Source organism: Prevotella conceptionensis 9403948 (assembly GCF_000312305.1).
Lineage (GTDB): Bacteria > Bacteroidota > Bacteroidia > Bacteroidales > Bacteroidaceae > Prevotella > Prevotella conceptionensis.
The window spans coordinates 490,315-505,757 of record NZ_HE999444.1 but is presented as its reverse complement, the minus strand read 5'-3'; the positions used below and the strand labels follow the sequence as shown (position 1 = coordinate 505,757).

Annotated in this window: 12 protein-coding genes and 1 pseudogene; 11 read left to right on the top strand and 2 right to left on the bottom strand. The window is 48.0% G+C overall.

The features are described from left to right. From BN93_RS04330 to glyA, 3 genes and pseudogenes are all read left to right on the top strand, one after another. Window positions 1-470 (top strand): annotated as a pseudogene (locus BN93_RS04330) (aspartate carbamoyltransferase); the annotation flags it as partial. Further along, complete coding sequence (locus BN93_RS04325) at window positions 467-928, top strand: aspartate carbamoyltransferase regulatory subunit (RefSeq protein WP_019187126.1); 462 nt, start codon at window positions 467-469, stop codon at window positions 926-928. The pseudogene BN93_RS04330 and the gene BN93_RS04325, both read left to right, overlap by 4 nt. A gap of 117 nt (window positions 929-1,045) precedes the next feature. Further along, on the top strand, window positions 1,046-2,326 hold the full coding sequence (glyA, locus tag BN93_RS04320; protein WP_019187125.1) for a serine hydroxymethyltransferase: 1,281 nt from the start codon (window positions 1,046-1,048) through the stop codon (window positions 2,324-2,326). 1,007 nt (window positions 2,327-3,333) lie between these two features. Here the strand turns inward: glyA and BN93_RS04315 are convergent. Continuing rightward, window positions 3,334-4,563 (bottom strand): BaiN/RdsA family NAD(P)/FAD-dependent oxidoreductase, encoded by a 1,230-nt coding sequence (locus BN93_RS04315; RefSeq protein ID WP_019187124.1) that lies wholly within the window; start codon window positions 4,561-4,563, stop codon window positions 3,334-3,336. A 416-nt stretch (window positions 4,564-4,979) separates the two neighbouring features. Here BN93_RS04315 and BN93_RS04310 point away from each other — a divergent pair, with 416 nt between their 5' ends. The 6 genes from BN93_RS04310 (at window position 4,980) to BN93_RS04285 (ending at window position 11,246) form a co-directional block, all read left to right on the top strand. Beyond that, a complete protein-coding gene (locus BN93_RS04310) occupies window positions 4,980-5,399 on the top strand; it encodes a PaaI family thioesterase (protein ID WP_019187123.1) in 420 nt (139 codons plus the stop codon). Next, window positions 5,392-6,477 carry an isochorismate synthase gene (locus tag BN93_RS04305; RefSeq protein ID WP_019187122.1) on the top strand — a complete coding sequence of 362 codons (1,086 nt, stop codon included), beginning with the start codon at window positions 5,392-5,394 and terminating at the stop codon, window positions 6,475-6,477. Before BN93_RS04310 ends, BN93_RS04305 begins: the two co-directional genes overlap by 8 nt. A 199-nt stretch (window positions 6,478-6,676) precedes the next feature. Next, entirely contained in the window at window positions 6,677-8,302 is a 1,626-nt protein-coding gene (gene menD, locus BN93_RS04300) for a 2-succinyl-5-enolpyruvyl-6-hydroxy-3-cyclohexene-1-carboxylic-acid synthase (RefSeq protein ID WP_019187121.1), read from the top strand. 79 nt (window positions 8,303-8,381) lie between these two features. Continuing rightward, a complete protein-coding gene (gene menB, locus BN93_RS04295; RefSeq protein ID WP_009230050.1) occupies window positions 8,382-9,206 on the top strand; it encodes a 1,4-dihydroxy-2-naphthoyl-CoA synthase in 825 nt (274 codons plus the stop codon). A gap of 7 nt (window positions 9,207-9,213) precedes the next feature. Beyond that, window positions 9,214-10,254 (top strand): o-succinylbenzoate synthase, encoded by a 1,041-nt coding sequence (gene menC, locus BN93_RS04290; protein ID WP_019187120.1) that lies wholly within the window; start codon window positions 9,214-9,216, stop codon window positions 10,252-10,254. Beyond that, window positions 10,233-11,246: an AMP-binding protein gene (locus BN93_RS04285; protein WP_019187119.1), complete on the top strand. Its 1,014-nt coding sequence runs from the start codon at window positions 10,233-10,235 to the stop codon at window positions 11,244-11,246. The genes menC and BN93_RS04285 overlap by 22 nt, the downstream gene beginning before the upstream one ends. 110 nt (window positions 11,247-11,356) lie before the next feature. Here BN93_RS04285 and BN93_RS04280 read toward each other — a convergent pair whose 3' ends face one another. Then, window positions 11,357-12,094 carry a hypothetical protein gene (locus BN93_RS04280; protein ID WP_019187118.1) on the bottom strand — a complete coding sequence of 246 codons (738 nt, stop codon included), beginning with the start codon at window positions 12,092-12,094 and terminating at the stop codon, window positions 11,357-11,359. 392 nt (window positions 12,095-12,486) lie between these two features. On the opposite strand from BN93_RS04280, the gene BN93_RS04275 reads away from it, so the two are divergent. Both BN93_RS04275 and BN93_RS04270 read left to right on the top strand, forming a co-directional pair. Next, window positions 12,487-13,080 (top strand): hypothetical protein, encoded by a 594-nt coding sequence (locus BN93_RS04275; RefSeq protein WP_019187117.1) that lies wholly within the window; start codon window positions 12,487-12,489, stop codon window positions 13,078-13,080. Window positions 13,081-13,178: 98 nt separating this feature from the next. Next, a complete protein-coding gene (locus tag BN93_RS04270) occupies window positions 13,179-13,952 on the top strand; it encodes a tetratricopeptide repeat protein (protein ID WP_019187116.1) in 774 nt (257 codons plus the stop codon). Window positions 13,953-15,443: the final 1,491 nt, after the last annotated feature.

Genomic DNA, 15,443 nt, shown 5'->3' with positions numbered 1-15,443 from the left:
ACGGCCGAACGGTGCACTCGCTCATCATGGCCATGCGCCATTTCAACCCCACGTTCCATTTCATCGCGCCCAAAGAGTTGGCCATGCCCAACGAGTATAAGCTCTATTGCAAAAACCACGGCATCAAGTTTCAAGAACATACGGCCTTTAACGACAAGGTGATTGCCGATGCCGACATTATATATATGACGCGTGTGCAAAAGGAAAGGTTCTCGGATCTCATGGAATACGAACGCGTAAAAGACGTGTATATATTGCGAAACGACATGTTGACCAACGTAAAAGACAACATGCGCATTCTGCATCCGCTGCCAAGAGTAAACGAAATTGCCTACGATGTAGACGATAACCCCCACGCCTACTACATTCAGCAGGCCCAAAACGGGCTCTACGCACGCCAAGCGCTGTTTTGCGACGTGCTAGGCATCACGCTGGAAGATGTGAGAAACGATAAAACCATCATCAAATGAGTGCAAATAAGAAAGAACGGCTAGTGGCCGCCATCAAAAACGGAACCGTTATCGACCACATTCCTGCCGACAAAACCTTTCAGGTTGTAACCTTGCTCGAACTGCAAACACTTAACGAACCCATAACCATCGGCAACAACTATGCCTCGAAAAGGGTGGGAAAGAAAGGCATCATTAAGGTTACAGACAGGTATTTTACCGACGAAGAGATTTCGCGCCTCTCGGTGGTAGCACCTAATGTGGTGCTTAACATCATCAAAGACTACGAGGTTATCGAGAAAAAGAAGGTGGAAACGCCTGCCGAACTCAAAGGCATCGTGCGGTGCAACAATCCCAAATGTATCACCAACAACGAGCCCATGCAAACGGTTTTCAACGTGGTAGACAAGATTAGCCGCACCCTGAAATGCCATTACTGCGACATGGAGCAGGCCATAGACAAGGTGCAACTGGTTTAACCACGCATGCCATACGCCTACACACATAGGCCAATAACAAGAAAAAACGACATTAATCATCGGCGTGGTGCATAGAAACCACGCCCTAATCAATAACTAACACAAACAATTTCAACTATGAAAAGAGACCTAGAAATTTTCAAACTCATTGAAGATGAGCATCAACGCCAACTCAAAGGCATCGAACTAATTGCCTCGGAGAACTTCGTTAGCGAACAGGTGATGCAAGCTATGGGGTCGTATCTAACCAACAAGTATGCCGAAGGCCTACCCGCAAAACGCTATTACGGCGGTTGCGAGGTGGTTGACAAGGTGGAAAACCTGGCCATCGAGCGAATTAAAAAGTTGTTCGGTGCCGAGTTTGCCAACGTACAACCCCACTCTGGCGCACAAGCTAACGAGGCCGTGCTGCTTACTTGCCTCAACCCTGGCGACACCTTCATGGGTTTGAACCTTGCACACGGCGGACACCTTAGCCACGGTAGCCTTGTAAACACGTCGGGTATTTTGTACAACCCCGTGGGCTACAACCTCAACAAGGAAACTGGGCGCGTTGATTACGACGAAATGGAACGCCTTGCGCTGGAACATAAGCCAAAGCTTATCATCGGTGGTGGCTCGGCTTATAGCCGCGAATGGGACTACAAGCGCATGCGCGACATCGCCGACAAGGTGGGTGCCATCTTCATGGTTGACATGGCTCACCCCGCCGGTCTGATTGCCGCTGGCTTGTTGGAGAACCCGTTGAAATACGCACACATCGTTACTTCTACCACGCACAAAACACTTCGCGGACCGCGTGGTGGTATCATCCTTATGGGCAAAGACTTTGAAAATCCGTGGGGAAAGAAAACGCCGAAGGGCGAAGTAAAGATGATGAGCCAACTGCTCAACTCGGCTGTGTTCCCCGGAATCCAAGGTGGACCGCTAGAACACGTCATCGCAGCTAAGGCTGTTGCTTTTGAAGAGGCACTTCAACCTGAGTTTAAGGAGTGGGCTTTGCAAGTTAAGAAAAATGCGAAAGTGTTGGCCGAAGAGCTTGTTAAGCGTGGTTTCACCATCGTTAGCGGTGGAACAGACAACCACTCTATGCTGGTAGACCTGCGCGACAAGTATCCCGAACTAACGGGTAAGGTTGCCGAAAACGCTCTTGTTGCTGCGGACATTACCGTTAATAAGAACATGGTTCCCTTCGATACACGCAGTGCTTTCCAAACAAGCGGCATCCGCTTGGGCACGGCTGCCATCACTACTCGTGGAGCCAAAGAAGACCTCATGGGCTTTATTGCCGAACTGATTGAGGAAGTTCTGAACAACCCAACCGACGAAACGACTATCGCCAACGTACGCCAACGCGTAAACGAAAAGATGAAAGACTATCCACTCTTCGCTTACTAAACACGTACGCAACAACTGTTTTACAAACGGGATGCACCTTTGGGCTGCATCCCGTTTATTGTAAATGGGCAAGTTAATGAGCGGACAGGCAAGTTGTCCGTAAGCAGCATGAGCCGCAACCGATCGCGCTGGCAGTCGAAAGCGTACATGCTTGCCATGCCATTGCCCACACACGCGTCTTCGGCACAATCTCTCCTTGTCTAATTTTTAGTAAGAATTTTAACATTATGAGTGCCCTTTCTGCTCACCACCCGCCAACCTTGCTGCAAATAATCGATTCTCGCGAAAGTTCTTTTTGATGCAAAAAAGGGGTTAGCATGCGAATGGGCAAAATGAATATTTATTTAAAGACACCGCCATTTGCACCCGTTTTGGGGCGATTTGCCGCTAAATGCAGTGCGTTTTGATGCTAAATGCACTGCAATATGCCGCTAAACGCAGTGCGTTTTGGTGCTAAATGCAGTGCATTTTGGTGCTAAACGCAACGCATTTTGGTGCTAAACGCAGTGCAAAATGCTGCTAAATGCGAGGCGAAAAGCATAAATATCCACAGCAATTGTATAAACAAAACCTCTTCGAACCATGAAAAACATGGCTGAAAAGGGCGAAATAGTCGTTAAAAAGTAGGATTTTAGGGGCTAAAAGTGGGAAATTGGAGTTGAAAAAATACGAGTTGGCAACCAAACTAGAAAGGCAAAATGGTGCAAAATGCAGGTTCTAGGCTTAAAAATCGACAAACACCAAGGTGTGACAGACTAGAAAAAGTGGCTTTTTACCTACTTTTTAACCAACATTTTCGCTAGAACGGAGCGAAAAACAGAGTGACATTGTAAAATAAAAGATAACAATTTAAGTTTGTGAGTTGATGAGTTTGCGAGTTGATGTATTCGGGAGTTGTTGGGCTTTCGTGAGTTTATAAGGCAGTGTGTTGACTTGTCCTGCACTCCTCTCAATTTATAGAGACTAAAAGTCAAGACGGCTCCGAGTTAACAACTCAACTTATCAATTCATACCCCCATCGCTTTACCCGCCACATAGCCCGTTGTCCACGCCGCTTGCAAGTTAAATCCGCCCGTAATAGCATCCACATCCAGCACTTCGCCTGCGAAGAATAGGTTTTTGCACACCTTACTTTCCATCGTATTGAGGTTGATGTTCGTGAGCGATACGCCGCCGCAAGTAACAAACTCCTCGCGAAACGCCCCTTTGCCCGTAATGCTATACAAGTCGTTAGTGAGCGTTTCAACCAGCTTGTTCAAACATTTCTTACCCAATTCTTCCCATCGTTTCTCTGCTCCAAGTCCTGTCTTGTCTAATATATACAGCCACATGCGCGAGGGTAAGCCAAAAGGATGCACGCTCGACAACTGCTTTCGCCTGTTGTTTTCCACAATACCTTGCAAGTGTTCAGCCACCAATGCGCCGTTGGTTAGCCCAATCCAGTTCACTGCAATAGAGAAACGATAGCCACAATCGTGCACAAAACGCGCACCATACGACGAAAGTTTGAGTATAGCAGGACCACTTGCACCCCAATGCGTAACGAGCAATGGACCCGATGCCTTATGCTTTGTGCCAACAATAGACACCGTAACATCCTCTACCACCGTACCCATCAAGGCCTTAAAAGCAGCATCGGCAATGTTAAACGTAAAGAGCGAAGGCACTGGCAGCATAATATCATGCCCCAAACGAGCCAAATATTGCAAGCCTTCGGCACGCGGAGAACCGCCCGTTGTGATAGCCACCCGATTGAACGTAAGCGGCTTTTGCGCCTTAAACTCCAACTGCAAGTCGCCATTAGGCAAAGGTTTCACCAACCCTAACGCATGCCCTGTACGCACTTCCACTCCCAACCTACGAGCCTCGTTCGTTAAGGCGTCTACCACACTCTGTGCCGATTGCGACACGGGAAACACGCATTCGTCTTCCTGCGTAAGCAACTTCACGCCGCGCTCTTCAAACCACCGCCATGTGTCGTCGTGGTCGAATACGTTAAAAAGCCGTTTCATCATCTTGTCGCCACGCGGATAAGCCTGTTTCAAGTCGCCTATCCGTGCAAACGAATTGGTAAGGTTGCAACGTCCGCCACCCGTTACAAGCACCTTGGCCAGCACCTTTTGTCCGCGTTCAAAGATCGTAACTCGCGCCTTGGGGTTTGTTTGTTTGGCTGCAATGGCGGCGAAAAATCCTGCCGCACCACCGCCAACCACTGCTATATTTAATTGTTCCGTCATTGTATCTCCTTATTTTTAGCAAACGAAGATACGAATAAAAAGCCGTTCGCACAAGGTTCGCGATACAATTAAACCCAAATCGGTCGCTAGATTCTGTGCAGATTTTGATTGATTGTTGAGCATCTTGCCTGCCTTATTCTTGAAGGTGTAGCGGGTTACGTCAAGAGAATAAGACAGGCAAGATGCCCGACAAGCAAACGAAAGATGGACAGGAAGCGAAGGAAATAACCTAAAAATTATTAATAAGCGGCATAACGATCGATTGGGGTTAAATTGAGTTTATGAGGGTTAGTAGGTTGTGAGTTATTGAGTTTATAAACTCAACAACCAATAAACTCAACAACTAATAATCTGCTTTTCATGCCATTTTTACAGCATTTTTGTGTAAGTTTGCACTAACAAAAAAAGCAAGCATCATGAACATCGAGCACATTAAAGACAGGATAAACAAGTTGCCCAACCTATCTACGGCATTGGGTATGGAATTTATGTCCACCCCCGAACCCGACACATGCATGGCGCGAATGAAGGTAGACGAGCGCAACAGGCAACCTTTCGGGTTTCTTAGCGGCGGTGCATCGCTAGCCTTGGCCGAAAATCTAGCGGGCGTTGGTTCGCTAGCACTGTGTCCGGGCAAGATAAGCGTGGGCATCAACGTTAGCGGGAGCCACCTCATCGCCGTTGAAGAAGGCGATACCGTAACCGCAACGGCACACATCTTGCACAAGGGACGAACGCTACACCAATGGCTGGTAGAAATCAGAAACACAGCAGGCGAACTGGTTTGCTCGGTACAAGTAACCAACTACGTGATCAAAGGCCGCAAAGATGACTGACTTTGCGCTGTTTCGCGAACCGCATGCCACGCATGCCACACGTTATGTTCAGCTACATGGAGAGGCGCAAAGTCTGCCAAACTATGCAGCCTTGAACCACGTTCAGGGCTTTGTCTTCGCTCCTTTCGCCATTGAAGACGATTGTCCGTTGCTCGTTATCGCCCCCGACAAGGTGGAACAACTTGATGTTGAAACGCATGTGTCGACACTCGCACGTAATGCCACAGCCGTTGAAACAACAACAGCCAGCAACAGCCAACAGCAGGTGAGCCAATCGTACCAAGAAAGTTTCCGTCGCTTTCACCAACAGCTTGTACAAGGGCAGTTTGCCAAAATCGTACTAAGCAGAACCGAAGAGGTAGCGTTTAAACACATCCCCAATGCCGAAGAATTGTTTTGGAGAGCCTGCCAACGCTATCCCCGTTTGTTTATCGCGCTGGTTAACACACGCAGTGCAGGCACTTGGCTTATGGCTACGCCCGAAGTTCTGGTGCGAAACGACATGCACCACTGGCATACCATGGCCCTTGCAGGCACAATGCGGCTTACTGGCGAGCAACAGAAATGGCCAGACCAAACGTGGAACACCCCCACCACACCCCTAGAATGGAGTGCGAAGAACAAAGAAGAACAGCGACTGGTGGCGCGTTACATCGCCCAATGTCTTGCACATTTGGCCGACAACATCGAAGAAACACCGCCTTATACCCAAAGGGCAGGGGGCTTGGTTCACCTTAGAAGTGACTTCGCCTTTACCCTAAAACCTGCCTACGGACTAGGCGACCTCGTGCAAATGCTGCATCCCACGCCTGCCATCTGCGGCTTACCCAAAGCCGAGGCATGGCGTTTTATCAGTGACAACGAACCCCATCGCCGGCTATATTACAGCGGTTTTTGCGGTCCGGTAACGGCTAATGGCGGCACAAAGCTATATGTTTCACTTCGTTGCATGCAGCTGTGGCCCAACAAAGCGTGCCTTTATGCAGGTGGCGGACTGCTTAAAGACAGCACCGAAGAACAAGAATGGGAAGAAACGAGGGCGAAAATGGAAACGATGTTGGGGCTAATGCAGCCATAATTGTAGCTTTTAAGCTTATGAGCTAATAAGTTTATGAGTTTTAATGTAAACCACTCAGGCTTAAACCATCTGAGTTTTCGGCAGCGAATAGCTTATAAGTATAAACGCTTATGAACAAAAGCCAACCGCCTAACGCATGAATTTGCAAACGCATGAACTGATAAACTTACAAGCCCAAACATGAAACCAAACAGTAAACATGTATTCGAATAAAGAAAACATCAACATCCTTACCTCCTTACTCGTGGCTCATGGCGTAAGGCGAGCCGTGGTTTGCCCCGGTTCGCGCAATGCGCCCATCGTGCACAACCTGGTAAAGTCGGGTGCCATTAGCTGCTATCCCGTAACCGACGAACGCTCGGCAGGTTTCTATGCCTTGGGTATGGCCTTGCTCGATGGCGATGCTGTGGCCGTCTGCGTTACGTCGGGGTCGGCCTTGCTCAATGTTCTGCCAGCCGTGGCCGAGGCATATTACCAGCACATTCCCTTGATAGTTATCTCTGCCGACCGCCCTTTGGCATGGATAGACCAACAAGACGGGCAAACCATTCGCCAGCAAAACGCCCTTGCCGACTTTGTGAAGAAGGCCGTAACACTAAACGAACCCACCGACGAAACCCAACGTTGGCACTGCAACCGCTTGGCAAACGAGGCTCTTTTGGCTACCAATCATCATGGCGTAGGGCCCGTTCATATCAACGTTCCCTTATCCGAACCGCTCTTTAAATACGATGTTACGACCCTACCCAGCGAGCGAACGATAAGCCGTTGCACGCCCAGCAATCTTGCAGCAACAACACTTAACAACCTAATGGCCGACTTCCGCAAAGCCGAAAAGCCCATGATTGTGTTGGGACAAATGTCTCCTGGCTCTGTCAACCCATCGCTTGTCAAGGCCTTAGAGGGGCAAGCCGTAGTGGTTTCAGAAGTATTGAGCCATCTCGGTGGACTGCAAAATGCCGACGAATTGTTAGCCACTTGCGCAGAAACAGCACCCTATACGCCCGATTTCGTATTGTATATGGGCGGACATCTCATTGGGAAAAACCTCAAATCGCTATTGCGGCAGATGCACAACGCACCCCAATGGCTCGTTAACGAGGGCGGAGAAGTGGTTGATACCTTTATGAATCTCACGGCTATTGTTGAGGCCAAACCCAACGAAGTGCTGTCGCTGATGGTGCAAATGATGCAACAAACGGACGCCAAACAACACGAAGAGCGCACCAAAGCCTTTCGCCAACTATGGCAAACGGGTCACAACGCCTATCGCGAACAGCTCAATCAAGCGGCTCCCACCTTTTCCGAAGGCTACGCCGTGCAGTGTTTCGAGCAACAATTACAACAAACCTACCAACCGTTTGAGGTACATTATGCCAACAGCCTCAGCGTTCGCTTGGCCAATAAGCATGCTCAACACCATGTTTGGTGCAACCGTGGCGTAAACGGCATCGAGGGTTCGCTGTCTACTTCGGCAGGCATGTCACTGGCAACACAAGCTAATGTGTATTGTGTAATTGGCGATTTGAGTTTCTTTTACGACCAAATCGCCCTGTGGAACACCCGTCTGGGCGGCAATCTACGCATAATGTTGCTCAACAATGGTGGTGGAAAAATATTCCGACACGTTAAAGGAATGCCTGCCGACGACATACAAGCCACCTTTGTTTCGGCAACGCACAACACTTCGGCGCAAGGAATCTGCCAACAGAACGGCGCAAGACACCTATTTGTAAACGATATTGAGACATTGCAAAAAGGTATCGCCGAACTTATCGGCTATGGCGGAAACCGCCCTTTCGTTTTGGAAGTGAACTTAACATAATAGGGCGTTACAACAACCAAATGTTCAGCAACACCTTGCTAATAGAAACATCCCTTACCCAAAAAACAAATATCATTATATGAAAAGAGAATGGAAACCCATTGAAGTTTTCGACTTCAAAGAAATATTATTCGAGGAATATCAGGGCATTGCCAAGATAACAATCAATCGCCCGCGTTACCGAAATGCCTTCACTCCGCGCACTACGTGGGAGATGAGTCAGGCCTTCGCCTACTGTCGCGAGGCCCAAGACATCGGTGTAGTATTGCTTACAGGTGCAGGCGACATGGCTTTTTGCGCAGGTGGCGACATGAACGTGAAGGGTCGTGGCGGCTATGTGGGCGAAGACGGTGTGCCTAGACTGAACGTGCTTGACGTGCAAATGCAAATTAGGCGACTACCAAAGCCCGTGGTGGCAATGGTTAACGGCTATGCCATTGGTGGCGGCCACGTTCTGCATCTCGTTTGCGACCTATCCATTGCCAGCGAAAACGCCATCTTCGGACAAACTGGTCCGAAGGTAGGCTCATTTGATGCGGGTTTCGGCGCATCTTATTTGGCGCGCATTGTCGGACAAAAGAAGGCGCGCGAGATTTGGTTTCTCTGTCGCCAATACAACGCAGAAGAGGCCGAACGTATGGGCTTAGTTAACAAGGTTGTGCCACAAGACAAGCTGGAAGACGAATGCGTGGCCTGGGCTGAAACGATGATGCAACACAGTCCGCTTGCGTTGCGCATGATTAAAGCAGGCCTTAACGCCGAACTAGACGGACAGGCTGGCATTCAGGAACTAGCAGGCGACGCCACCATGCTTTACTATTTCCTAGACGAGGCCCAAGAAGGCGGAAAGGCTTTCCTTGAAAAACGGAAACCCGACTTTAAGAAATACCCCAAACTTCCATAGCCTTCGGATGATGTTCCACATCGACATAGCCCCACATACCTTGCATTTCAAGCAGCCGGCAGGCACGTCGCGCGGGGTGTATCGCACCCGAAAGACGTGGCTCGTTAAGCTCTCTTCGCCGCAAAAGCCTGGCGTTGTGGGCGTGGGAGAGTGCGCCCCACTGCCCAATCTCAGCTGCGACGACCTGCCGAACTACGAGCAATGCCTGCGCCAAGCATGCCAACGGTTCTGCGAAACGGGCGTAATCAACCACGATGAACTAAGCTCCTTCCCTTCCATTCGCTTTGGATTGGAAACTGCCCTATGGCAATGGCAACGCGATGGCCATGCAAACCTCTCGCAAACACCGTTTGCACGGGGCGAAATGGGCATCCCTATCAACGGCTTAGTGTGGATGGGAACATTCGAAGAAATGGCTATGCGCATTGAAGAAAAGCTGAATCAAGGGTTCAGATGTGTGAAATTGAAAATTGGCGCGATAGATTTCGAACGCGAATTGCAGTTACTTCGCCATATCCGCTCCGCGTTTTCGTCCCGCCAAGTGGAACTTCGGGTAGATGCAAATGGGGCTTTTGCACCTGCCGAGGCTTTGTCGAAACTCGAAAAGTTGGCCGCACTCGACCTCCATTCCATTGAACAACCCATCGCCAAAGGTCTGTGGAACGAGATGGCCGACTTGTGTAAGCGGTCGCCTTTGCCCATTGCACTCGACGAAGAGCTGATCGGTATCAACACACTTGCCGACAAAGAAGAGCTCCTCGACACCATCGCACCACAATATTTGGTGCTGAAACCATCGCTCCACGGCGGTATTCGGGGTACAAACGAATGGATTTCTCTGGCCCAAAACCGCCAAATCGGGTCGTGGATAACCAGTGCGTTAGAGAGCAATGTAGGCCTAAACGCCATCGCCCACTTAGCAGCAGAGGTTTACGGCCCACAAATTGCCATGCCACAAGGGCTTGGCACGGGCCAATTGTTTACCAATAACATCGACATGCCCTTACAAATAAAAGGAGATTGCCTATGGTTCTTGCCGAATTCTTAGACCTATGGAACGACGATAAGGCACCTCGCATGCTGGTTCACACTAGTGGTTCAACTGGAAAACCCAAGCCGCTGTGGGTGGAAAAACGCCGAATGGAGGCCAGCGCAAGGGCTACTTGCCAATACTTGGGGCTGAAAGCAGGCAACACGGCCTTGCTCTGCATGCCGCTAGATTATATTGCTGGGAAGATGATGGTGGTGCGTTCGCTCGTGGCTAACCTACAACTAGTTGTGGTTGAACCCGATGGGCACCCCCTAAAAGACCTTGAAACCGACATCGACTTTGCAGCAATGGTGCCTCTACAAGTGTACAACAGCCTGCAAGTACCAGCCGAACGCCAACGGTTAATGCGCATTAAGCACCTCATTATTGGTGGAAGTGCCATCGACGAGGCCTTGGCAAAAGAGCTAAGTGCTTTTCCCAATGCCGTATGGAGCACCTACGGCATGACCGAAACGCTGTCGCACATCGCCCTACGTCGGCTTAATGGGCCAGCAGCTAGCCAATGGTACACACCTCTTCCAGGGGTTAAAGTGAGCCTGAACGATAAAGGTTGCCTGGTGATAGATGCCCCACACCTATGCGAAGGATTGTTGGAGACCAACGATGTTGGCACCATTAAGCACATAATAATGGCTAAGCAGGAAGACGATTTGCAACATAACGATGAACCCAAACAAGCTTTTCGCATACTGGGCAGACTAGACAACGTGCTTGTTAGCGGTGGTATAAAAATACAAATAGAAGAAGTTGAGCGCGCACTTCATCAGCATTTGTCCGTGCCCTACCGCATCGTGAAGTGCCACGACCAAAAGTTTGGCGAGGTGGTTGGCCTGCAATTCGTACCCCTTTCGGCCGAAAACGCAGAAAGCGAAACTGCTATGGTAAAACAAATCTGCCAAAAAGCGCTGCCCAAATACTGGCAACCCAAAGCCTATTTCCCCGTGAAAGAAATAGAACGAACGGCAACGGGTAAAATAAAGAGGGGATGAAAGGCGCGCTGCCCTCATCCCCTTTATGATGTAGCTCGTGCGTTTAGCCTGATGCTTAAACCTTGCCTAAGCAAGCAGAAACGTTGCGTAGACTTTTCAAAAGCCAGCCTTTAACGCCCAATATCGTTAAATGTGTCGTAATATCCGCGTGGCATATTCGGTCCCCAAACCTGTTCAACCGACACCTGCACACTGAAAGAAGGGTTGAAGTTGTACTTAACGGCCGCGCCAACCCTATCGCCCAAGGCTTGCATATCGTACAACGGATAGGGCATAAGCCTATTGCTAACCAAGCTTTTCTGTCCATATAGGTAGGCCTCCCAATGCTCGTTTAAACGATAACCCACAATGGCTTGCAAGCCAGCATTGCGATAATTGTCGTGGCCCCAAAACACATTGTTAAGATAACCGCCCGCGGCCACCGTGAACTTTTTACCCAACGGCTGGGCATACATGGCCGAAATGTTTTGCATAAAGCCTGCCCCGTGGCGCGCATGCTTGCCAAACTGCGCGAATACAGACGCACCAAGGCTTAGGTTTAGCCCCGGATGCAAGTCCCATCGCTGCCATCCAGCCCAAAACCAAGGGCGATAACCCAGCGGTTCTATTTGTCCGTTGAGGGTTAAAGACGGCAAAGCCATCGCCCCATCAATGGTTGGTTCTACGGCCACAACGGGCGTTACCAGCTTATGCAGCGTGTCTACAACGATGCTATCAACCAACTTTGGCTGTTCCACAACAGCATTTTCGGCTGTACGCCGCACGTTTTGTTTCCGCTCTTTTTGAGCGAAAGCCGTACCAGCAACAGCACAACATATTATCGTTACAAGCAAATGTTTCTTCATCATGCAACAAAGATAAGCGATAAACGTCGAAAAACAAAACATTAAACGTTTTTTAAGGCAGGTTCTAACAATTACCTTTGCTGTATTTTTAGCTTTTAGCTGAGCAAGGTTTGCTTACTTCTTGAAGGAGCATAGGGTACTATGCTTTCTGAAAGAGAAAGCGAAAGATGCCAGATAAAAGCAAAAAGACAGTGAAGAGCAACACAAGGAACAACAATTAAACCTTTGCGGGGAATTTATAGAACATGCCTTAATAATGGTTTCAAACACGCTTTTATGCAAGGTGCTATTAACCAATATCACACCACTTACGGCCTGTTTTTATATTATTTACCACTATTTGTTTTGCAAAATAGCCTATTTGCCTTATTTTTGCACTAACTAAAAGAGGAATTATGATGAAGAAAACAGTAATTTGTGCGCTCGTGGCCATGTTCTTGTCAGCATCGCAAACGTGGGCGCAAAGCAACAATGGCAATCAAGACGAGAGCCTAGCCGATAAGGTTTCTACTATTGTGAAGAAGGCCAAATCGTCCATGCAGCGCGCTGGAAAGCGGGTGGAGAAGGCTATTGGCATTAACGACAAGAGCAGAGACGGCGATGAAGTGAAGATAGACGGCACCTACTACATGCCCATATACTCGCTAAACATCTACAACGGCAAAGACGCCGATAAGTTTAAGAACACTTGCCAAAAGGCGTTTACCAAGAAGTATCCGCGCACAAACGTTCTCAGCGTTACCATTCCCCAAGAGGGATGGGTGAGCAAAGCCGTGAAAGACGGCGGAAAGGTTATAGGCTACCTGCAATACATGTATTGCTACGTTCTTGCACAAGACGGCGACGACGGCTATATCAACGCCCGATTCAGCTTTCAACGCTACAAGGATGTGGGCAAAGAGTATGGTTCGGTTAACGGACGGTGGCCACAATGGGACCGCACCGACGTACTTACACCGTCTGTTTACGATGAATTGAAAAACTATTAAGCTAAGTGAAGGGAGGGGGCGAATGCCACGGTATTCGCCCCACCTGCCCCACCTAAAACATAATATAACAACACTAAATACTAAACGCAAACAAAGCCATGAACATTCTAAAAGCCTTGTTCGGTGGGAAAACCGAAGACCCTGAAGAAAGAAAGAAAGACGAAGAAACCAAAAATTTCGACATCCTTAAATTTGATGGAGTAAAGGCATTGCACCTTGGACAGGCCGATCACGCCATCAATTGCTTTACCAAAGCATTAAGTTATAAAGACGATTTGGAAACACGCGACTATCTTTCGCAAGCTTTCTTGATGACTAACGAACCGCTGAAAGCCTACGAACAACTGCAAAAGTTGGCCGAGGCTCAGCCCGATAACCCAAAGATTTACGTGCGAATGGCAGATGTTGCCTACCGGATGGACGACTATGGCGCAATGGCCGATGCCTGCGAAAAGGCCTTACTTATAGATAAAGCCAGTCCTACGGTGCATTATCTCTATGCGCGAGCCTGCATCGGGCAAGGCGATAACGTGAATGCCGTGGCCATGCTAACCAAAGCTATACTTACCACCCCCGACTATTTAGACGCTTACCTGCTGCGCGGCGAAACGCTATTGGCTATGGAAAGCTTGGAGGAGGCGGAAGAAGATGCCAACTTCTTGGTTGAACATGTGGCCGGTAACGAAGACGCGTTGCTGCTGAAAGCGCGTGTTGAGAAGGCCAAAGGCTACAATGCGGCCGCACAAGAATACTACGATAAGGTGATAGAGGCCAATCCCTTCCACGCCGATGCTTTTAAAGAAAGGGCCGAAGTGCGCGAGGCGTTGGGAGATTTGCAGGGAGCGGAAGAAGACCGTAACGTGAATTTCTAACCCATAAGCCTCCATTTTTAATGCTTTCAAAGCGCAGAACATACAATCGGGAGACTTCTTAACGTGAAGTTTCCCGATTGCTTTTAGCATATTTACCAACGTTTTCGTTAAGCCAAATGAACAATGTCGAGTTTGCTCGGACATATTGTCATGGCGAGAAAACGCACTTTTCGAGGGATGAAAAAGAACAGTTTTCGTTAAGCCAAATGAACAACGTCGAGCTTGTTCAAACATTGTCATGGCGAGAAAACGCACTTTTCGAGGAACGAAAAAGAACAGCTTTCGTTAAGCCAAATGAACAATGTCGAGCTTGTTCAGACATTGTCATGGCGAGAAAACGCACTTTTCGAGGAACGGAAAAGAACAGTTTTCGTTAAGCCAAATGAACAATGTGGAGCTTGTTCAAACATTGTCATGGCAAGAAAACGCACTTTTCGAGGAACGAAAAAGAACAGTTTGTAGATGCTTAAAGCCAAATCGTGCATTAGCTCCAATCGGTTCATTATGCCGCTTGGGGCTTTATATTTCTAAAATTGAGCAGAGTTTGTTGTCTTTGTGATGCCTGCACAAGATAATCATCCCGCTAATAAACGAAGTGCAGAACAATCAACTCACGGCCTATAATCTCACGAAAAGAACAACAGCTCCCCACTACTTCAACTCAAAAAATCATCAACTCAAAAGATCACAAGCTCATCAACCCGTCAACTTACAAACCCACAAACTCAAATAACTCATCAACTCAAGAAATCACAAGCTAAGCAACCCATCAACTTACAAACCCACAAACTCAAATAACCCATCTACTCGAAATCTTAAATTATTATTCTTTATTTTACAATTCCACTTTAATTTTCTCTCCGTTCTAGCGAAAAAAATAGGCTAAAAAGTAGGTAAATAGCTACTATTTCTAGCCTTTCACGTCTTTTATTTTGTCTATTTTCAAGAACTGAACCTGCATTTTGCACCATTTTGCCTTTCTAGTTTGGTTGCCTTCTCGTAATTTTTCATGCCCAATTACTAGCTTTTAGACCCTAAAACCCCATCTTTTTATGGCTATTTTACCCTTTTTAGCCTTGATTTTGATGGTTCGGAAAGGTTATATTTATACCATTGGTGCGAATTTTTATGCTTTTCGTCTCGCATTTTGCAGCATTTTGCACTGTATTTAGCACCAAAATACCTTGCGTTTTGCAGCAAAACGCATTGCATTTAGCACCAAAACATCTTGCGTTTAGCATCAAAACACACTACATTTAGCACCAAAACGCACTACATTTTGCTGCAAATCACGCAAAAACTGGTGTAAATGACTGTTTGTTTAAATAAATATTCATTTTGCTACATTCACAAGCTAACCCCATTTCGTACCAAAACAAACCTTCGCGAGAATCGTTTTTTTGCGGCAAGGTGGGCGATTGGTTGACAAAAAGGGCACTCATAGTGTTAAATTTCTTGCTGAAAACTAGACAAAAGGAAGATTACGCCGTA